Origin of the sequence: Paenibacillus sp. FSL A5-0031 (assembly GCF_001956295.1) — a bacterium.
GTDB lineage: Bacteria > Bacillota > Bacilli > Paenibacillales > Paenibacillaceae > Pristimantibacillus.
The window spans coordinates 44,154-65,108 of sequence record NZ_MRTD01000010.1; the positions used below are offsets into that span (position 1 = coordinate 44,154).

At 46.4% G+C, this 20,955-nt stretch carries 18 protein-coding genes; 2 read left to right on the forward strand and 16 right to left on the reverse strand.

What is annotated here, in order from left to right:
* Nucleotides 1-79 precede the first annotated feature (79 nt).
* The 7 genes from BK120_RS18205 to BK120_RS18235 all read right to left on the reverse strand — a co-directional run bounded on the left by BK120_RS18205 (nucleotide 80) and on the right by BK120_RS18235 (nucleotide 9,686).
* Nucleotides 80-1,171, reverse strand: coding sequence for a carbohydrate ABC transporter permease (locus BK120_RS18205; protein ID WP_076268932.1), 1,092 nt, complete (start codon nucleotides 1,169-1,171; stop codon nucleotides 80-82).
* A gap of 1 nt (nucleotide 1,172) precedes the next feature.
* Nucleotides 1,173-2,255: a carbohydrate ABC transporter permease gene (locus tag BK120_RS18210; RefSeq protein ID WP_076268933.1), complete on the reverse strand. Its 1,083-nt coding sequence runs from the start codon at nucleotides 2,253-2,255 to the stop codon at nucleotides 1,173-1,175.
* Between the two features lie 203 nt (nucleotides 2,256-2,458).
* On the reverse strand, nucleotides 2,459-3,850 hold the full coding sequence (locus BK120_RS18215; protein ID WP_076268934.1) for an ABC transporter substrate-binding protein: 1,392 nt from the start codon (nucleotides 3,848-3,850) through the stop codon (nucleotides 2,459-2,461).
* 294 nt (nucleotides 3,851-4,144) lie between these two features.
* A complete protein-coding gene (locus tag BK120_RS18220; protein ID WP_076268935.1) occupies nucleotides 4,145-5,155 on the reverse strand; it encodes a LacI family DNA-binding transcriptional regulator in 1,011 nt (336 codons plus the stop codon).
* Between the two features lie 370 nt (nucleotides 5,156-5,525).
* Nucleotides 5,526-7,145, reverse strand: a complete 1,620-nt coding sequence (locus BK120_RS18225) for an ABC-F family ATP-binding cassette domain-containing protein (RefSeq protein WP_076268936.1) — start codon at nucleotides 7,143-7,145, stop codon at nucleotides 5,526-5,528.
* 248 nt (nucleotides 7,146-7,393) lie between these two features.
* Entirely contained in the window at nucleotides 7,394-8,461 is a 1,068-nt protein-coding gene (locus tag BK120_RS18230; RefSeq protein ID WP_076268937.1) for a Gfo/Idh/MocA family protein, read from the reverse strand.
* Nucleotides 8,462-8,630: 169 nt separating this feature from the next.
* Nucleotides 8,631-9,686, reverse strand: coding sequence for an MBL fold metallo-hydrolase (locus BK120_RS18235; protein WP_372239006.1), 1,056 nt, complete (start codon nucleotides 9,684-9,686; stop codon nucleotides 8,631-8,633).
* Nucleotides 9,687-10,025: 339 nt separating this feature from the next.
* On the opposite strand from BK120_RS18235, the gene BK120_RS18240 reads away from it, so the two are divergent.
* Nucleotides 10,026-11,180, forward strand: a complete 1,155-nt coding sequence (locus tag BK120_RS18240) for a virulence factor (protein ID WP_076268939.1) — start codon at nucleotides 10,026-10,028, stop codon at nucleotides 11,178-11,180.
* 90 nt (nucleotides 11,181-11,270) lie between these two features.
* Here BK120_RS18240 and BK120_RS18245 read toward each other — a convergent pair whose 3' ends face one another.
* The 5 genes from BK120_RS18245 to BK120_RS18265 form a co-directional block, all read right to left on the reverse strand.
* Nucleotides 11,271-12,455 (reverse strand): transglutaminase domain-containing protein, encoded by a 1,185-nt coding sequence (locus BK120_RS18245; RefSeq protein ID WP_076268940.1) that lies wholly within the window; start codon nucleotides 12,453-12,455, stop codon nucleotides 11,271-11,273.
* A gap of 180 nt (nucleotides 12,456-12,635) precedes the next feature.
* Nucleotides 12,636-13,613 carry an alpha/beta hydrolase gene (locus tag BK120_RS18250; protein ID WP_076268941.1) on the reverse strand — a complete coding sequence of 326 codons (978 nt, stop codon included), beginning with the start codon at nucleotides 13,611-13,613 and terminating at the stop codon, nucleotides 12,636-12,638.
* Between the two features lie 17 nt (nucleotides 13,614-13,630).
* A complete protein-coding gene (locus BK120_RS18255; RefSeq protein WP_076268942.1) occupies nucleotides 13,631-14,263 on the reverse strand; it encodes a bifunctional 4-hydroxy-2-oxoglutarate aldolase/2-dehydro-3-deoxy-phosphogluconate aldolase in 633 nt (210 codons plus the stop codon).
* A gap of 28 nt (nucleotides 14,264-14,291) precedes the next feature.
* The gene (gene mutY / locus BK120_RS18260; protein ID WP_076268943.1) at nucleotides 14,292-15,533 is read right to left on the reverse strand and encodes an A/G-specific adenine glycosylase; all 1,242 of its coding nucleotides are present in this window, start codon (nucleotides 15,531-15,533) and stop codon (nucleotides 14,292-14,294) included.
* Nucleotides 15,533-16,411 (reverse strand): AraC family transcriptional regulator, encoded by an 879-nt coding sequence (locus tag BK120_RS18265; protein ID WP_076268944.1) that lies wholly within the window; start codon nucleotides 16,409-16,411, stop codon nucleotides 15,533-15,535. Before BK120_RS18265 ends, mutY begins: the two co-directional genes overlap by 1 nt.
* Before the next feature lie 169 nt (nucleotides 16,412-16,580).
* On the opposite strand from BK120_RS18265, the gene BK120_RS18270 reads away from it, so the two are divergent.
* Nucleotides 16,581-16,928 carry a c-type cytochrome gene (locus BK120_RS18270; RefSeq protein WP_076268945.1) on the forward strand — a complete coding sequence of 116 codons (348 nt, stop codon included), beginning with the start codon at nucleotides 16,581-16,583 and terminating at the stop codon, nucleotides 16,926-16,928.
* A 78-nt stretch (nucleotides 16,929-17,006) separates the two neighbouring features.
* On the opposite strand, the gene BK120_RS18275 is transcribed toward BK120_RS18270, so the two are convergent.
* The 4 genes from BK120_RS18275 to BK120_RS18290 all read right to left on the reverse strand — a co-directional run bounded on the left by BK120_RS18275 (nucleotide 17,007) and on the right by BK120_RS18290 (nucleotide 20,933).
* Complete coding sequence (locus BK120_RS18275) at nucleotides 17,007-17,234, reverse strand: hypothetical protein (RefSeq protein ID WP_076268946.1); 228 nt, start codon at nucleotides 17,232-17,234, stop codon at nucleotides 17,007-17,009.
* Between the two features lie 61 nt (nucleotides 17,235-17,295).
* Nucleotides 17,296-17,694, reverse strand: coding sequence for a holo-ACP synthase (acpS, locus tag BK120_RS18280; protein WP_076268947.1), 399 nt, complete (start codon nucleotides 17,692-17,694; stop codon nucleotides 17,296-17,298).
* 95 nt (nucleotides 17,695-17,789) lie between these two features.
* Nucleotides 17,790-19,862 carry a copper resistance CopC/CopD family protein gene (locus BK120_RS18285; RefSeq protein ID WP_076268948.1) on the reverse strand — a complete coding sequence of 691 codons (2,073 nt, stop codon included), beginning with the start codon at nucleotides 19,860-19,862 and terminating at the stop codon, nucleotides 17,790-17,792.
* A 9-nt stretch (nucleotides 19,863-19,871) separates the two neighbouring features.
* Complete coding sequence (locus tag BK120_RS18290; protein WP_076268949.1) at nucleotides 19,872-20,933, reverse strand: DUF4198 domain-containing protein; 1,062 nt, start codon at nucleotides 20,931-20,933, stop codon at nucleotides 19,872-19,874.
* Nucleotides 20,934-20,955: the final 22 nt, after the last annotated feature.

A 20,955-nucleotide genomic window follows, 5' to 3' on the forward strand; every position in this document is an offset into this window, starting at 1 on the left:
ATCTCTCCTTCTCTCTATACAAACAAATGGCGCGCGAGAGGACACCGTGTCCAGACGCTGCGCCATTCTTTTGCTGCTGTTACCCTTTGATGGAACCGCCAAGCATCCCGCGAACAAAGTATTTTTGAAGTGCAAAAAATACGGTGAGCGGCATGAGCATCGAAACAAATGCTGCTGCTGTAAGCAAGTGCCAGTCATTGCCTCTGGAGCCTACCATGTTTGCAATATTCATTGACAATACCTGCACTTCAGGCTGGCTTCCGAGAAATATAAGGGATATCAAATAATCATTCCATACCCATAAAAATTGGAATATGCTGATCGATGCTAGTGCAGGGACGGATAGCGGCAGGATGAGCCTGCTGAAAATCGTAAAGTTCGTAGCCCCGTCCATAAATGCCGATTCGAACAAATCCTTGGGCAGCTGACTAATTGATGTGTACATGAAATATGTGATCAATGGCAAACCAAACGCCGTATGCGCAAGCCAGATCCCAAAGTATGTGCCATTCAGTCCAAGCGACGTATAATCACGCAAAATCGGAATGAGCGCTACCTGCAAAGGCACGACAAGCAAAGCGATGACAATAACAAACAATGTCTTTCTCCCTGGGAACTTAAGCCAAGCAAAAGCATAAGCTGCAAAGGATGCGATGAAAATCGGAATTACGGTAGCTGGTACTGTAACCGCAATCGTATTCCAGAAGGAACGCGACATACCGCTGCCCTTCTCTGTCTTGGTCGTACCATCTGGCATCGTGATGGAATACGTTTTTCCACCCAGCACCGTCTCATAGTTCTGAGTTGTAAAATTAGAAATGATCGTCCACTGCTTATCCTGTACATTCAGAAGTCTAGCTCTCCGGTTTTCCCAAATCATTCGTTCACCGTTAAGCTCCACACCCGCACGCAGCTGATCATCGGTAAACGTTGTTCCATTCACCTTAATGGGCTCACGAAGATCGGTGTCCTTGGGCAGCTGAATTTGCTCTGTTGTGCTCCAATCTCGATGAGGCAGTATATTCCACCAGCCAGTAGATAATATATCTGCTGCAGGCCGGAAAGAGGAAACGAGCAGACCGAGCGTCGGGATTGTCCAAATGAGACATATGACAGCTAGCACTGTATTCACGAGCCACTTGGACTTACGGGATTTTTTATTCCTGCTCATATTAGAACCCTCCTTCTCTACGGAACTGCCGCAGATTGATTATGATGACTGGAATGACGGCAACGAGAAGCACAATGGCTAAGGTTGAACCATAACCTGCATTTTGGTACATAAACAGCTGGCGATAGAACTGTGTTGCCACAACGTCCGTCTCATATTGTCCGCCTGTCATGATCATAACAACATCGAAGATTTTGAGTGTAAACACAATAATCGTTGTTGTAACGGATAACAAAGTTCCCGCAATGTAAGGAATCATGATTTTGAAAAAAATACGAACCTCGCCTGCGCCATCCATACGAGCGGCCTCCAGCATATCCTCTGGGATGCTCTTAATTGCAGCTGAGAATATAACCATTGCAAAACCTGTTTGCATCCAAATGAGAATAACGATAAGGAACAGGTTATTCCACGGCTGAATCATACTGAGCCATGCCTGCGGTTCCCCGCCAAATTTCACTACGATCGCATTGAGCAGTCCAATTTGCTCTTGGCCTGGCTGATAGTAATAAATAAATTTCCAGATAACGCCTGCCGCTACGAACGAGATCGCCATCGGCATAAATATAAGACCCTTAGCCAGCTTCTCGAAGCTGCTTCGATCGGCAAGTATCGCAATTAAAAGACCTAAGCCAACACAAGCCAGTGTGCCAAAGAACACCCAAAGCAAGTTGTTGCGCAGCGCCATGATGAGCAAGCGGTCCGTAAATACAGCTACGTAGTTGGCGAAACCGACAAAATTGACCGAGCCGGCATCAAAAAAGCTTAAGTATAGCGTCCGCAATGTCGGAAAGACAAGCAGCCAACCAAGCAGCAGCACCGCTGGGCCAACAAATACAAAAGGCAATATTCTCCGCTTCCATTGATCCGGATACTTTTCAACTACCCAGTTAAACGAATAGTAAATCGAATAAATGCCAACTGCTCCCCATATGACTGCAAACACCGCATTGAGGATAGGCGGAAGGTTGGAGTCGCGAAAAAGTATAAATATGCCCCCGTGAATGACAATATTGATAACTGGCACGAGTATGGATAACAACAGTAGCCGCAGAGCATTGCCTTTCCTAGCCTGTAATTCCATATGAATCCTCCTCCAAGGTTTGCGTAGCAAACCTTTCTTCGTAAGCGTAAACTTAGGTTTGCATAGTAAACCTTTCTTCGTAAGCGTAAACTTAGGTTTGCATAGTAAACCTTTCTTCGTAAAAGCCACCATTATCTGCGCTGATTATAGAGGGGCTTTCGCCTTGCGGCGAGAAGCCCCCGAATCACTCAAGCAGCAGTCAATTATTTTTTCCAGCCTGCTTGAATTTCTTTTAGTGCTGTATCCAAATCTACTGTTCCACTTACCCAGTCCGTCATACCTTTCCAGAATGTACCTGCGCCAACTGCGCCTGGCATAAGGTCAGAACCGTCAAAACGAATCGTTTCTGCTGTTTTCACGAATTCTGCCATTCTGCGTTCTTGATCGTTCGGGTACCATGATGGATCAGCATCATTCATAGGAGCCGTTACGCCGCCTGTTTGAATCCAAGCTTTAAGCGACTCGCCCGTTGTGAAGAATTCCATGACAGCGCGAACCTCTGGACGATCATTAAACATAGCATAAATATCTCCTGAGATTAGAGCTGGTTGACCATATTTCTCATCAATGGCTGGAAGTGGGAACCAATCGTAATCATCAGCTGTCAAGCCTTCTGGGAAGAAGCTTGTAATAAAGCCAGCTTGACGGTGAAGCCATGCTTTTGGCGGATTATCGAACAGCGGCTTAACTGCATCACCAAACGATGTTGTAGCGATTGATTTTTTTCCACCGTATACATAGTCCTCGTTGAACCAGATTTCAGCCATTTTTTCTGCTGCATTTTTGACTACAGGGTCTGTGAATGGAAGCTCACCCGATACCCATTTGTCATAATTTTCAGGCGTAGTCGTGCGGAGCATAATATCCTCCATCCAGTCTGTAGCCGGCCAGCCAGTTGCTGTACCGCTCTCGATGCCGATGCTCCAAGCTGGATCGCCGTCTTTTGCGATTTGATCAGTCAGCGCCATAAGCTCTGTCCATGTTTTTGGAACGGTATAACCTGCTTCTGCAAATGCCTTTTTGTTGTACCATACCAAGCTTTTTACGCTGCTGCGTGCCCAGATGCCAGACATTACGTCTCCGCCAGTACCTTTCATCGTAGCCATGTCAAGCCAGCTTTGGTTGTATTGTTTCTTCAAATACTCATCGCTAAGGAATGATTTTACATCAATTACCTTGCCAGAGTTCACAAAGCCCTTCAGCAAACCCGGCTGCGGGAAATCCGCAATATCAGGAGCATTTCCGCCGTTTACACGTACCGAAATCGTTGCTTCGAACTCTTTAGAGCCTTCATACGCGATGTCAATTCCAGTCTTGTCTTCGAACGCTTTAATGCTTTCGTTAAATTTCACTTCATCCGCATCCGTAAACGGACCGAACATCGTAACCTTTTTACCTTTAAAATCGCCGTTCAATGCTTTAGCTAGCGCACTGTCGCCCGCCCCTGCTCCTGCGTTCGTTCCGCCCTCTGCTGGCTTCTCTGTCGGTTGGTTCGTTGTATTATTATTTTTTCCTCCGCAAGCCGTAATCGTCATCACAAGCGCTAGCGTTAGAATAAAGACAGTCGATGCTTTTTTTGTTTTTCTCGTGTACATAGACCTCATCCTTTCATGTTTAAGTAATCAGTAATTAAATTACACTTACTCGGCCCTTTTGAAACGTTAAATTAACGTCAGATAACAAGTTGTTGCCTCACCTCCTTTAAAGTGCCAATGTAGGTTGTTTTTATGCTCAACAGGTATCGAAAACAAAATCTTTTAAATAGATAACGCTTCCATTACTCTGAAAAGCTTTTCAGAGAAGAGTTAAAGCGAACGACCAAAGCCAAAATTTAGAGGCAAAGCCGTTTCGCTATTAATATTCGCAATCTAAGTATTGTTATTTCACGACTATGATAAATAGGACTTGGTTGACTCCCGTACAATTAAATGATGTGGAAGCTTCTCTCTGAGTACTTCAACTTTCCCTGTTGTAATCAGCTCATGCAGCTTCTCAACGGATCGATACCCAATATCATAGGTTGGCTGGTCTATCGTTGTTAGTTTAGGTATAAACATCTGAGCCATACGGATATTGTCAAAACCTACGACGGACATTTGCTCAGGAACTGATTTGCCGTTGTCGCGTAAATATGAAATCGCACCCATCGCGAATTCATCCGAAGCTGCAAACACGGCCGTTAAATCGGGACAACGAGTGAACAGTCGTTCAGCTGCATCATAAGCATGCTCAAATCGATGTATAGCAAATTCAATGCAATTCTCGTTCTCTGAGAGGTTAAATTCCTGAAGCGCCTTCTTAAAGCCCGTATATCGCGGCTCACCGGAGATTGTGATTCCTAAAGGAAAACCAATCATACCTATGCGGCGATGTCCTGCTTCAATTAAATGTTTGACCGCATCATACGCACCCTGCTCATCATCAATATCAACGGACGGAATATCATACTCCGGAGCATTGGTAGAAGCCAAAACGAATGGCAGACGATAGCGCTGCATCTCCTCGTAATATTCCTCATGCAAAGAATCACTCGTAAATATGATGCCATCTACCTGCTTCTCAAAAAAGCTTTGCACATAAGAGATCGTCCGCTGCTTGTCGCGGTCTGTATTACAGATCATCAGACTATGATTCAACATAACAGCCGCATCCTGCATTCCGCGTATTAAGCCGGCATAATACGGATTTTCTATATCCGGAATCATAACGCCAAGCGTGTCTGATTTTTTGTAAATCAACCCTCTGGCAAATCCATTGGGCTGGTATTGAAGCGCCTCAATAGCTTCCAGCACCTTGGTACGTTTCTCTTCTACTACGGTTTCCGGCGCATTCATGACCCGGGATACGGTGCTTATGGACACGTTAGCGTATTTTGCTACATCGCGTATAGTCGATTTCATAATGGCACGCCTTTCTTGATGAGTAAGAATGATGTAACATGCGCTAGTTTGAATTTTATTATAATGAGTCATGTTTTACATTTATGAAAGTGCTTTCTGAAAAGCTTTTCTGAAAACCTTTTCAAACGTAGTATAACTCCCTTTTACGCATAAATCAACCTAAAATTTTGCATGTTTGTCCACTTTATTTATGCCAATTGTTGCACAACTTTAGATAAGACTGCTGCTTTCGACCTTAATACTGTGCAGCTTCATGCTGTTTATCGTAAGCAAGTGGCTAGAATTTTAAACTAAATTTCATAACCTTATATAGACAAAAAAAAGCGTCAATCAGCGAGACTATCCTCACTGATTGGCGCTCTATAGAAAATTAAACAGCGTACATACGTTCACGAAGCGCTTTAACCTCAGCACTTTCAAGGTACTCGTCATAAGTCATCATCCGGTCGATTACACCGTTCGGCGTAATTTCAACGATGCGGTTAGCGATCGTTTGTACGAACTGATGGTCATGCGAAGTGAACAAAATCGTACAATCCGTATCGGTCAGACCATTATTCAGAGCCGTAATGGATTCAAGATCCAAGTGATTCGTTGGCTCATCCAAAATAAATACGTTCGCGCCCTCAAGCATCATCTTGGAGAGCATGCAGCGAACTTTCTCGCCTCCAGACAACACGCTTGCTTTCTTCATTGCATCATCGCCCGAGAAGAGCATACGGCCAAGGAATCCGCGAATAAAGGTTTCATCCGGATCTTTCGAATATTGACGAAGCCATTCCACAAGGTTCAAATCAACACCATCAAAATATGGTGAGTTGTCTTTCGGGAAATAAGCCTGCGATGTTGTTACACCCCATGAGTAGCTGCCAGCATCCGCTTCAACTTCACCAACAAGCAATTGGAAAAGCAAAGTTTTAGGCAAGCTGTTCGGTCCAACAAATGCAACTTTATCGCCTTTATTAAGAGCGATCGTCAGATTGTCGATCACTTTCTCGCCGTCGATCGTTTTGGTCAAGCCATCAACAAGCAGGAGCTGCTTGCCCGCTTCACGCTCACCTTTGAAGAGGATAAACGGATATTTACGGTTAGATGGGCGAATATCGTCAAGCGAAATTTTCTCAAGAAGCTTCTGTCTCGAAGTTGCTTGTTTCGCTTTCGATTTGTTCGCACTAAAGCGTTGAATAAACGCCTGCAATTCCTTGATCTTGTCTTCCTTCTTCTTGTTCTCACCGCGCATCAACTGCAAAGCAAGTTGGCTGGATTCGTACCAGAAGTCATAGTTGCCGACATACATTTGGATTTTGCCAAAGTCGATATCCGCAATATGTGTACATACCGTATTCAGGAAGTGCCTGTCATGGCTGACTACGACAACAGTTCCTTGGTAATCGGCAAGGAAATCTTCCAACCAGCGAATGGACTCAATGTCCAAGTGGTTGGTAGGCTCATCGAGCAATAGAATGTTGGGTGTGCCAAACAATGCTTGAGCAAGCAATACGCGGACTTTCTCATTGCCGCTTAGCTCAGCCATTTTCTTATCATGCAGGTCAGGAGTAATACCAAGTCCATTTAGCATCTCTGCTGCTTCAGACTCAGCTTCCCAGCCGTTCATGTCTGCGAAGTCAGCTTCAAGCTCACCTGCTCGCATCCCGTCTTCATCAGTGAAGTCTGCTTTTGCATACAAAGCGTCCTTCTCCTTCATTACTTCATAAAGACGCTTGTGACCCATCATTACCGTCTCAAGTACAACGGACTCATCGTATTCATAATGGTTCTGCTTTAGAACGGCTAGCCGTTCACCCGGCGTTATATGCACTTCTCCGTGCGATTGCTCAACTTCACCGGATAATATTTTCAAAAAGGTCGATTTGCCCGCGCCGTTAGCGCCGATCAAGCCATAACAGTTGCCTGGCGTGAACTTAATGCTAACATCTTCAAAAAGCGCCCGCTTCCCGTAACGGAGCGTTATGCCACTTGTACTAATCATTCGTTTAATCCCGTCCTTCACTACAAAATCACTTTATCTTGATCTATTATACCACAGTATGCAAGGAAACCGAACCTTCTTTTGCCTTTGCCTTAGCATTTGGATAGACAATCCAGCAACGAGGATTACTTTTAATTCATAGATCTCACGATAAAAAACCTTCCTCCATGCGACTTTGATACAGTTGTCGCATTAGGGAAGGTTTTTAGTATTACGTTATGAAGCAGTGAAGTCTTTTTATTAAAAGATTAATCCCACTTCAGCTTAACTTCATTGCCCGTGCGGGATGATTCATATATTGCGTCAAGAATACGGTTATTTGTATAACCTGAAAGTGCAGACGTAATCGGCTGCCTGCCTTCGCGAATGCAATCGACAAAATGGCGGCTCATTAGAATCCGATCCTCTTCGCCCTCTAGCGGAGTGATGTCACTTTCAACGACTTCATTGTTCTCATGCGTAACATACTTGCCGTTATTGCCAATGATCGCTACGCCGCCCTCTGTTCCCATCAAATGAATAAATGGATCTTCCGGCAGGAAGGCTGAATGTGCAGCCCAGCTAACCTCAAGCGACAAGGTCGCTCCATTATCAAGTTTAATAAGCGCCGAGGCAAGATCCTCAACGTCATAATACCCATCCCAATTTGGCGTGCCCCATGTCCCAGTACCGAGACGGTTAGGTCCAAATTCAGCATAGGTCGAGCCGTATACGGAAACAGGCTTCGGATTGCCCATGAGATAAAGCGAAAGATCAAGCATATGAACGCCGATGTCAATAAGCGGGCCGCCGCCTGCTTGGTCTTTGCGAGTGAACCACGAGCCCCAGCCGGGAATGCCTTTTTTGCGGAACCAGCCAGCTTTGGCATTATAGATATGGCCGACATCACCGTTATCAATTCGCTGCTTAAGTGCGCGGCTTAGTCCAGTCCAGCGCATTTGATGCGACATCATTAGTATTTTACCTGATTTCTCAGCTTCCTCTACGATTAAGCGCGCTGCTTCGGAATCAATGGCCATTGGTTTCTCCAGCAGAACATGCTTGCCTTGCTTCAGCGCTTCAATAGCAAGCTCGGCATGAAATTGGTTAGGCACACCAATAACGACTGCATCGATCGATGAATCCTCAAGCAGTGATTGTGGACTAGGATGAACCGTTTCAATACCGTACTCAGCAGCACGCTGCTCAGCAAGCGGAAGGTAAGCGTCCGTTACAGCAACAACATCGATACCTTCGACTTTATTGAATGTCTGCATATGTATGCTACCGATTGCACCTGCACCGATAATGCCTAGACGAATGTTTGCATGAATCATTCCTTGCTCCTCCTTATAGGTACCTTGCTTCGTAAGATAAGCTTAGATTTGCGCATGCAAACCTAAGCTCCCTAAAATTATTCCACTATGCATACTTATACTTAGCAAGTATAACGGTTTCGTTTACCGTCGTCATTGCTCGAATTTGGCAAACCTTTGTCCTCGTTTGTTATTTCCCGGACATACGCCATGTCTCGCCATGCGGCAGAACTAGAATTCGCTCGTCAGAAATACATCGTTTTCTGCGCTCAGCCTCCAAGCGATCGAGCGCTTCACGAGGCGTATCATCTGCAAGCTTAAACGCACCATAGTGCATAGGAATAAACCACTTGGCATCCAAGTCATCGAAGGCTTGGAGCGCTTGCTCCGGCGTAATATGCTGCGGCGCCATGAACCATTCCGGCTCATAAGCTCCAATCGGCAATAACGCTACATCAACCGGGAAGCGGCGGCCGATCTCCTTGAAGCCTTGAAAATAACCGCTGTCCCCTGCGAAATAAATAGTCGGAAAATCAGATAGGACTGGCCGCTCGACGGATGCTGCACCGCTAAAAAACGGGCAACTCCGAGCAGCTGCCGGCTCGGACGCGCTTGCGATTTGCGCTCGCGACTCTGCAGCTGATTTCATTCCGTCACTAACCTCAAAAGTATCACGAACATGGCTTACAAGCTTCTCGCTGCGTGATGCTGGACGCTCAATGACAAAGCCTCCCCAATGCGAGCTATTCGTATCCCATGGATTGCGGCGAGTCGAATGCTGCGAAGGAACGAATGTGAATTTTACGCCGTTATACATAACGGATTCCCACCAGTGCAGCTCCTTAATTCTAAGAAAGCCCTTCTTGCGAAGCTTGGCACCAAGTCCTGCAGGCACAAGCAATTGTCTAGCGCCAACCAGTCTGCGCAGCGAATTTATATTTAAATGATCATAATGAGAATGCGATATTAGCACGATATCAATAGGCGGAACGTCCTCTACCTTGATACCTGGCGCTGAAAGTCTTTTTTGAAATGCCATTTGAGTCGACCACACAGGGTCTGTAATAATGTTTAATCCGCCGAACTGAATAAAAAAAGTGGAATGCCCTACCCAAGTAATAGAAGGCCATTTTCGGTTATTTTCCAAGTATGCGATGTCAGGTTCAACATTCGGAACGGTGAATGAATAATCTTTCATTCTCAGCTTGCGAATGCGTTCCTGACGCCATCTTTTGAACTGCTTCATTGAAGTGTGCTGCTCGATAGGATCTATATTAGCAAATCGTTTTAACTTCAACCGTCCATCCCTCCTTCGCATTCATTTGTTGTTTTATTAAGATACCAAGCCAGCGGTACTCAATGCAAATATGTTATTTATGCGAAAGCATCCACACACTCGTATGACAGTCTATCCAGAAATGTGAATTAGAGACAATCTCTCGTTTCATCGTTCGCATCCTAACATAAAATCAGTTACACTTGGTTATAAAGCATTTACACATAAGATTACGCTTTCGACGCAGCATTTGTTACATAAATGAAGCAGATGAGCGTCTAAATATCAATTAGCCCAGGAGGTTTCCTTATGAAACTAATTTCAATAGAACCAACGCCGAGTCCTAATTCCATGAAGCTGAACGTCGATGAGATGCTCCCTCGCGGACGCAGACTCACCTACAAAACGAGTGAAGCTAGCGACGCTCCTGAGCTGCTTCAGCAGCTTTTGCAAATAAACGGAGTGAAAAGCTTATTCCGTACAGCTGACTTTATTGCGCTTGACCGCAAGCCCGGAGCAGATTGGGCTGCTATACTCGCTGAAGCAGGACAATTGCTGCAGAAGGTTGCTGATGGCGACAACGGCGAGGGCAGCGGGAGCGGGCCTTCAACTAGCTTTGGCGAAGCGCAGGTGCTCGTTCAAATGTATCGCGGCATTCCGATGCAGGTGCGCGTAAGAATGGGAGACATCGAGGCACGTTCAGCGCTTCCGCCACAGTTTGGCGAGGCGGTTAACCTTGCCGCTGGCTCAGGCATGATTCGCGAGCGCAAGCTGGAAGAGTTTGGCGTTCGATACGGAGAACCCGAGGAAATTGCAGCTGAAATTGTACGCGAGCTGGAAGCTTCCTATTCGAGTGAGAGATTGGATACTCTTGTACAAGCAGCTATTGAGCAAGGGAATGCTGGTGCTGAAGGCGAAGCTCCAGCTGTCGTAAGGCCAGCTCCGCTAACTTTTGAACAAGCGCAAGAGCAGTTCGCCTCATCGGATTGGCAGGTTCGTTACGCAGCATTGGAGCGATATGTTTCCGCTATAGAAGGTTTGCCTTTGCTTGCACAAGCGATACAGGATGAGAACACATCCATTCGTCGTCTTGCCGTTATCTATCTTGGCGATCTGCGAGCGCCTGAAGCGCTGCCGTATTTGTTTATGGCGCTGCGTGATTCCTCAACTTCCGTTAGAAGGACGGCTGGCGATACGCTGTCTGATCTTGGTGATCCCGCTGCGGTTGGACCGATGATTGAATCGCTCCGTGACAAAAACAAGCTTGTCCGCTGGCGCGCGGCACGCTTCCTCTATGAAGCAGGAGATGAATCTGCGATCGATGCGCTGCGCGAAGCTGCTAACGATAATGAATTTGAAATTCAGCTTCAGGCCAAAATGGCGCTTGAACGTATTGAACGCGGTGAAGAAGCAGCCGGCTCTGTATGGCAGCAAATGACCGCGGCGAGAAAAAATGAGCAATAATTGACTTACTCAAATAGGAAAGGGGGTGCAGAGATGCACCCCCTTTCCTATTTGAACAAAATAAGGTGCAGCCCTCTGCACCTCATCCTATTATTTCGCATATTCCAGCTGAAGATTAACAAGAAGTGATTGATCGCCAGCATAAGGCTCATAGCTTGCCCGATAACCAACTGCTACGTTTATACGTTTGAAGGCAGCCTTTAAAGCTGCTGGGAATTGATCACCTTGCTCATATCGGAATGATAAGCTCCCTGCCTTGGAATCAAGCGCCGATTGTATAACTTGATTCAGCTGCGCTGAGCTTGATACTGTATATTCCGGTTCTAGCCAGTGCAAGCCAAGCGCGATCTTCAGCCTGCTGAAGCGGCTGCGCTCCGTTTGCGCCCCTTGCTTCTCCAGCTCACGTATCGTATCCGCATAGGAGACGTTTGCAGCAGGATAAGTTCTAGTCCACTGGTGATCAACGCGCAGTTCCTCATCCGTTCTCAAATAATAGTTATAACGAATCGTACTCTCGCTTGGCGAAACTTTTTGTACCGTATTTTGGCTGCCTGCTGATGCTGCTGCGACCGGATCATCCCAGGTTAGATCCAAATGGTACCAAACACCGTCTACTTGCACCATATTCCATGCATGCTCGCCCGTATTCACAGTACCCTCTGCGATTAAAACCGTCAGTCCCGCTTGCTTCAGCATTTTATAGCCTAGCAATGAGTATCCTTGACACACGGTTTCTCCGAGTGTCACCGCTTCATAAGCAGTGTAATGCTTCAATGTTTTATCATACTCCACATGGCTAACGACCCAGTCGTGAATAGCTTTTATTTTCTCATGCTCATTCATTCCCGGCTCTATTATAGATTGGAGCGCCTTTGCAACGGTGCGATCTACAACTGCCGTTTGTTCCAGTGTCTCGCGGTATCTGGCTTCCAGAGCAATCGTCGATTTATTTCCCCAGCTGCGAATGGTGTAGATGTAGGATTCAAGAATGTAGGCTGAATAATCATCATGCTTTAAAGCAGCACGAATGACCTCTGTCATTTTCTTCGATAGTTCCTGCTTGTCCCCCGTGTATGTCACTGAAAACCGCTCAGACCTGGCTTTGAAATGTTTAGCAAGCTCGAGCTCCAAGCGCTCCATCTTATTCGTTTCATCCAAGGCGGCCACCTCCTCCGACTCTGCTGCCGCCGGAAATAAATCCAGCTTGAGGTCAAGACAAAATGCAGCTACTACGATAACGACAACCACCAACAATTTAGAAGCTACTCTACGCATTCGAACCTCCTTAACAATAAGTGAAAGAAAGCAACCATTTATCGGAAACTTCTTCACATTTATATTTTCAACTAAAAGGGATGCCCGCTTATAAGCTAGCAGCCTTGTAATCAAACTGTAATATTTCTCTCATCTTGGTTTCATCTTATGCTTATATAATAAATTCATGACCCCCCTTTATTATATATTCTCTCTTGAAGCCTGCAGCCTCGTGCCGCGGGCTTCCTTTTTGATAGAAGCATACTCCATGGATTCCAGCAAAAAAGGGATAACCTTCTCCCAAAAGCTAGAATCTTGCTCGGAAGTGCTATGTCCTTTGGTCGATACGAACAGCGTTTGAATCAGATGATCTGGCAATTGCTCTTTCAGCTGCTTCAGATCCTCCGCACTAATAAACTCATCACCATTCGAATGAACCATCATAATCGGTGTACGGCCAATGTCGGAACTGCCGGCATGTTTAGCTATTACAGCAGGAATGCTGGCCTCTTTAAACTGCGACCACGATATGCGTGAACGAATAAGCCATATCATCGGAATCAGATAGGCTAGCGGGAAAAGCGGCAGTTTTTTGCGTCGCAATTCCGATTTCATCATCGTATCGAAATGGACGGGCATTGAATCCGTTACGACCGCTCTCACCTTCATACCTTGATCAAGGGCAAGCAGCGCTCCAAATCCGCCAAGGGAATGACCTAGTATGGCAATTCGGTCTGGATCAACACCTGGCAAACTTTTGGCTGTTTCAAGAGCAGCGAGCACATCATCCCGAAACATGAGCGCGGAAGGCGCAGAAATCGAATCGCTGTTGCCGTGGCTGCGTGCATCATACATCAATATAGCGAACCCTGCTTCATAAATCGGACGCGTATACCTAAGCACTCTCGTCCGATTCGATCCCCAGCCATGCGCAATAATAATAAGAGGCGCAAGTCCATCCTTTAACAAGTTGTTGGAAGCAGGCTGAAGCAGCCAGCCTTCCAGCTTAGAGCCATGATTAGTGAACGTTAAGGATTGCCACTGCGTGTCGACAAGAGGAGTCTCCGCATTCATAATCTTTCGAGGCTTCTGGCTGCGCGCGCCCATTTGCCAGATTAGCGCAGCAAGCAGCAAAACAATAATAAAGAAGATGATAACGATCCATAAGACAACGTCCATGAGATAACCTCCTTGCTCTATAACTTGCTTACGATATCTACGAATTGCCGCGCTCGTTCCGTTACTTGAGCGAATTTCCCCTCGCGAACCCATTCCAAATTAACGAGCTTGCTGCCCATTCCAACAGCATTTGCTCCTGCTTTAAAATAATCTGCAATATTATGTAAATCCACTCCGCCAGTAGCGATCATCGGAATATCGTTTAATGGTCCGCGAATTTCCTGCAAGTAACCTATGCCGAGCGTGCCCATTGGAAAAATTTTCACAGCATCCGCTCCTGCCTTCCAAGCTTTCACAATTTCAGTCGGTGTCATAACACCGGGCCATACGGAGAGGCCGTGCTCGCGGCCATACGCAATAACTTCCTCATCTAGATTAGGCGAAATGAGATATTGGGCACCTGCCGCCACAGCCTCCTTAGCAAGGTCTACATCCGTTACTGTGCCGGCACCTACTGCAGCCTTTCCATCAAACTTCGAACGCCAACGCTCTATCATAGCCGCTGCTCCGCCCGTGTTCATCGTAATCTCCATCATATGAATGCCGCCATCTATTAAAGCCTGCGCTGTATCATCTGCATGCCGATCTTCAATTCCTCGTAAAATGGCTACGATTTTGTGCTGCAATAGCAGCTCCAGCATATTGCTCATTTGCTTCTCCTCCGACTCTTATAATCATTTATTCCCAAAATTGCTTTAAAATGCGCAAAAATAAATTCGGAAACGGCAGCGTGTCCATATCTTCCTTTGAAATCCATCGGTAAGTGCCCGGCTGCTCCTTATGTTCCTCAGTAGAAACATCTATAGCTGCCGCCTTTTGATTCACTTCATAAGAGGACGCTGCCTCCGCAGCAATAGCTGCGTTGTCCGATGCAACTGCGATGTCTGCGTCTACAGCTGAATAAGATGTTTCACCCAAATCGGCTAAATAAAAACGCATTTTCCAATGAATATGACTAAAAATATGATCAGCATCTGTAAACCAGCTGCGCGGACGAATAAGAAGTCCTGTGTCCTCATCAAGCATGCGGCTGATCATCTCGGCGAGCTCACCCTGCTCCTTCGGCGCTGTTTCATCCAGCCAGTTCACCTTATCCGGCGGCAGCAGCAAATGAGGAAGCTCCCACATTTGGGCTAGAAGGCCTGTAGCTGGACGCTGCCTTACGAGCACTTTGCCGGCATTTTCTCCGCTGCCAACAACGATCGCTGCCGCCCTAAACTCTGGACGAGGAGGCTTAGCCTTCGTCTTGATCGGCAATTCCATCTCTCTACCTGCTAGTCTCGCCTCACAATGCTCCATTACAGGGCAAGGCAAACAGCTTGGCGATTTTGGCGTACATACGAGAGCACCAAGCTCCATCAGCGCTTGATTGAAGTCACCAGCGGCACCTTCTGGAATCAGCGAAGCAGCCAGCTTCTCAATGCCTACTCGCGTAGAAGCTTTTGCGATATCATCCTCCAAGCAAAAATATCGCGAGAGCACACGCATCACATTACCATCCACTGCCGGCTCTGGACGATTAAATGCGATGCTCATAATAGCTCCGCTAGTATAAGGGCCAACGCCCTTCAATCCAGCAACGGACGCTTTATCATCTGGGACAATTCCCCCATAACGCTGAGCGACCTCTTTGGCACCTGCCTGCAAATTGCGGGCACGCGAGTAGTAGCCGAGCCCCTCCCAGCTTTTGAGCACTTCCTCCTCAGGAGCTTCAGCAAGCGCTCGCACGGTGGGGAATTTACTCATAAATTGGTTGTAATATGGAATGACAGTGTCTACCCTCGTCTGCTGCAGCATAATTTCGGATACCCATACCCGGTAAGGATCTTTATTAATCCGCCATGGCAAATCGCGTTTGATAAGCCGATACCAATTTAGCAGCTCTGTACTAAAATACGTCTTTACATCTATTTCTCCCATTAGCTTTTCTCCTCGTTCATTCTTGTTGTAAGCGTCTTTCGATTGGTTCCGGTATTTTTTCCAATCCGTCTATACTGAACCGGCGTGATGCCTGTATATCTTTTGAACAGCCGAGATAAATAATGATTTTGCATGCCAACCTGCTTCGCAACAACCGCTACAGGAAGCTCCGTTTCCATAAGCAGCTGCTTAGCGATCGCGATGCGGCGATTCGTCACATATTGGATCGGCGAACAGCCCATGATGTTTTTGAAGGATGTAATGAAATAGTTTGGATGAAGAAAAGCAAACTTAGCTAGCTCCTCAATTTGTATATTCTGATGCAAATTTGCTTCAATATAGGCGAGCACTTCATTCCATTTTACCTCAAAATCCGATTGCTGGAATGTTGTTCTCTGCACATGGCTTTCTTCTAAATAATAGGCAAGCAGCTCCAGCAGCACCGACTTTAACCGCAGCTCTCGTGTAATCGATTTACGATGCTGATATTCGTTCATTTTTATAAAAAGGTTCTTCATCATTTCTTTGTCTTTCACATAAACAAATGGCGGAAGCTGCAGCGCATTTATAACTTGAAAATCGCTAAGCTCCAAACGGAAATGGCACCAATAAAGCCCAAGCTTTTCATTTCCCTCTGTACCAAAAGATTGTTTTGTACCCGCCGGCAAAAAATAGAGAGTGCCCGGCTGTACGAAATAAGTGTCATTTTGTATGTTAAGCCGGGCTTCTCCCTTGACTGTATAACCGAAACGGAAAAAATCCGGCTCGGTTTTCTGCTCGAACCAGCCCGGTTCAAATTCGTTATAGGCAGTCATAATAACCTCGGCTTGAATATTGTTCAACTGATTTTGCAAAATACTTTCTATTGTCGGTTTCATGAATTCTCCTATAAGTAAAACTGAGATATAATAGTTATATCTTCTCTCTAGTGGTTAACATCTTCTCTATTATACGAACTAACGATTCAAATTCATATGGAAGTCTTATGAAGACCCTGAACAAGACCGAATCTTCTATAATAAACAATTAATGAAAGGATTGCTATATATGAATCGAAACCGAGGTTTTTCTATCGCAATAACATTCTTTTTAGCTGTAATACTGCTAGCGGGCTGTGGAGGCAAGGAGAACAGCTCGACTGAGAAAACCAACGCGCTGATTGGGCCGGAGGAAGTGATTTCGGTTTATAAGGCCAATTGCGTCAGCTGTCACGGAACCGGGCTTCAAGGCAGAGTAGGCCCGGCAACAAATCTCCAAAAAGTTGGAGAGCGCATGAGTGCTGCTGATATTACGAAACAGATTGAAGAGGGCGAAGGCTCGATGCCTGCTTTCAAAGAGCGTCTGACTGCTGAAGAAATTGCTGGGCTCGTTAATTGGTTGGCAAGCAAAAAATAACAAAGGCTTAGCGAAAAAAAAGGATGCCTGAGCAGATTATGCTGCTCAAGCATCCTTTTTTTTCTTGTTCACGATCGCTTAATAGCCGATATGATGGCCGTTTATTTTTGGAGAGCTCATGAAATGAAGTGCCGCTTGGCCGGCGTAGGTCCAATGCGTTTCACCCATTTGGGGATGCATCGGAAAAAGATCACCCTGTACAAGCACTAGATCTCCGCCCCAATCGTCTGAATACAACCCGTCGAATTCAACCCATTGTCCGGTTTTAAAACGACGCTTCGTTTTTTGCAGCCGCTGCTCCTTCATTGTCGACATCCCCTCTCGACTAGCTAACTTGGTATATTACATTCCAAGTATAGTCAAAAGGTTACTCCGATATCCGTTCCGCAACAGCAAAAGCTGAAGCAAGCTTTCGCTCATGCGTAATCGTAACATGAACTCGAACAGCTTCAGGGCTAAAGCCTAGACGATTCCAAGCTGCCACCGTTAAGTTGCACTCGGGTTTGCCGCAGCTTCCTCGCAATATTTCAATGTCTGTGAATCCTAATATATTCCCTATTCCACAGCCAAAAGCTTTCACAACCGCTTCCTTCGCAGCGAACCGGCCAGCCGTAAACTGATAAAGCCGCTCGCCTGTATACTCCGAAGCCAGCTCTCGCTCGCCCGCAGACAGTACCCGCTCCAAAAACCTTCTGCCTGTGCGGCCATCCACTATTTTCGCGATTCTTGTAATATCTGATAAATCATGTCCGATGCCGATGATCATGCTAACACCCGCCTTTTCCCTGATGGTGAGATTAGCAGAAGCATGAAGCGAAGTCAAGCATGGACGTGACTTTCACACTTATTTTGACGTAACAACTATTCCGTCAGAGAGTCGCCTATCGCTCGCTCATAATGGAAGTTGTTTCCTTTCTCGTCTTTTACATCTACTGTAATTAACCCTTTTTTCTGATTATCGATAAATTCACCTGATGAACGATACGTATATTTCGTAAAGCCTGGAAATTCAAACATCTCTTCCCCCATCGGCTGCAATTCCAACGGAATCACGATTTGGTTTTCTTGCTCGGTTTCCTTTTCCGCTTCCGCTTGATTCGAGTCTATCTTAACAGCTACTTCCGCGGATAAAGGCGTTCCCTGATCTTCAGGAAGCCACAAATCAAGGCGTACAGCCTGATCCCCAGTCTGATCATTCTCCGAAATACGCAAACTCATATGCGCCTGCTCACCCATCACATGCCAATAAATCGGTTCAGCCAGCTTCGACTCCACGCGCGCTTCCGGCGGAGAAGTTGTAGACAACCAGCCTGCCAGCACGAATAGAGCAACAGCAAGCAGCATCTCAATTCGGATGCCAACCAGCAAACCTCTTGCTGCGTTCGCTTTCGCGATTTGCGGCATGAATACGAGCTTATGAAGTGCTGCAATGACGACAACAAGCAGCATGAGAATGGTTTTGGCGAGGATTAGCTTGCCATACGCTGTAGTGAACAATTGTCCCCATTCTGAGAGCCTAGCAGCCGAAAGCCATATTCCGCTAATCAAAATAACGATCATGCTTGGCAGCGCCCACTTTGCAAAACGCACAGCCGCTTGGTTCAAACGCTCCACAGCATTTCTATCGAAAGTTAATGACAGCAAACCCGCAAGGCCGCCAAACCATATTGCGGCAGCAGACATATGGACTGTATGGGTCACTATTCCAAATACGACATCGGTTAAAGCAGCATTCGCATGTCCTGTGAGCGGGAAGCTCACTATCAATGCCGCTGCAGCTATCCATTTAATCATATTCGCCCATCGTCTCTCCCGAATAGGGGCAAATGCGAGAAGAAGAGCGATTAAAGCAAGCCCAACTCTTAACGTCGCTATCTTTCCAATCATTGTTCCATTAGCTAGTGCATAGATGGATACACCGCCGAATTGGTCTGCAAGCATCGACAAGCGAAGCAATCCGGAAACCAGCCAAATAAGCGCCGCAGCTCCCATTACTAGTCTCTCGGCTCGGACGGAGAAACCAAAGGGTGCCTTAGATTCATCATCTCTCCAGATGGCATATCGGAAGAACTGTATTCCAGCGAGAACAACCGCCGTCAAAATATCGAGTATGCGCATCAGCACCATGAAGCCTTGGCCACCTGCATGATCGTGCTCGGCCTCTCCAGCGCTGCTGTCGCCGCTGTGATTGCTATGGCTGCTGTGATCATTAGCCGTATCCTGTTCGATCAGCGGGGCAGCATTATCATCTTCCACAGCATCCGCATCAACATCTTTTGTATTTGTATTTGAATCCGGCTCCGCTGTCACCACCTCTTCACTGCTTGAAATCGTGGGAGACGGGGTAGCGACCGTCCCTTCACTGACTTCTATAGACTTTGCAGTCGGAGTGGGCGATGTAGATGGCGTAGGCGTTATATCCGGCTTCTTTGTAGGCTTAGGTTTATTGGTGGGCTCTGGACTCTTTGTAATTACTGGCTTGTCAGTCACTTTTGCTTCATTTCCAGAGCTGTTCCCTGTATTACCAGCAGAAGCACCGTCCAGTGAAACCGTATCATCCGGTTTCACAGCCTCAAGCTTCACGCCTACCGCAAATTTAAAGGAACCGTCTGTTATATGAGAATCAAGCGATAACACCTGCCAGCTTACTTCATAAATGCCCTTATCCAGTTTAGGAATGGTATAAACAAGCGTAAGCTCATCATCACTGCTTAACTTGCCAGTAATGTCAGTGCCGCTACTGCTTTTTAGTGAAATATTACTTAGCTTCGTATCGATTTTCTCTGTAAATTTTATTCGAATGGCGGGCGGAGCTTCCGCCAGCTCCGCATCCCCATAAGGTGTCGATTGCGCAATATAGGCATGCGCCGAGACGAAGCTCGGCAGGCATGCCCATATTATTACTATTGCAACTATCAATCTTATTTTTTTCATCTGCAATCCTTATTTCGTGTAAATGGCGACAGCTGCTTGATTACCGCCTACGGCAGGGAAGTATTCAACAGAAGCACCAGCTGCCTCAGCTGCGGAACGAAGGGTTACTGCACCTGTGCCATTATATGCTGCGTCTACGTATTGCTTAATAAACGCTGCATCTACTTTCGTCGTACCATTTGAAACGGTCAAGCTGCTTACAGCTACTACGTTTCCGTTTACGTAAATATGTGGTTTAGCAGACACGGCGCTGCCTGGGAGCTTCACTGATTTATTTTGAACCGTGAAAGTCATTGTAGCTTCGTAATTTGTTGCGCTGTATTCGCCTTCCTTAGCTTCCGTAGTGCTTGGCTTCGCACGTACTAAGTAATAATCGGCAGCACCCGTCGTAAATGAAACCACGCCCTTATCATCGGTCTTCAGCTCCACTGCTTCAGAATTGCTTCGACGAATAATATCAACCGATGTGTTGGTAAGCGGTTTTCCCTTTAGAAGCAGCTCAATCGACACTTTTTCACCCGGTGTAACTGCAGCAGGATTGAACAAAGGGATGAGCTCCGCTCTATCCGGGCTTACTTCCTTTGAGAAACCTGTAAGTGCTTTAACCCGCTCAATGACAGGAATATCGCTAATCGCTACGAATGATTTGGCACTGCGCAGCGTACGAGTAGCAGCGTCTGCACCTTTGTACACGCTGTCTGCTTCGGTTGATATAATGTACGCGCCTGGAACATTTGATTTAAATGACGCAACAAAGTAATTATTTAGTGCTGGCGTTGTTTCCGTAGCCGGCTCTCCAGTATAGAAACGAGTGCCTGTAATATCTGACTTTTGCCCTGCCGGCGTAGTCACATATACTTTTGAAGTGCTGCCCCACTGTCCTTCCAAGCGGTAGCTCTTGTGCTCGTTGGAGTGGTTTCCATACATAAGCTCAACATAGGAAACTTGACCCGGCGCTACGATTGGTGCACTCGTCTGAGACCAACCGTCATGCGCGAATACTGGAGCCGCCGCTCCTAATGTCAACACAGCTGCCAGTGCGACACCTGCGATTTTTTTCTTAAGCTTCATAAAAATACCCCCATCGATTTGG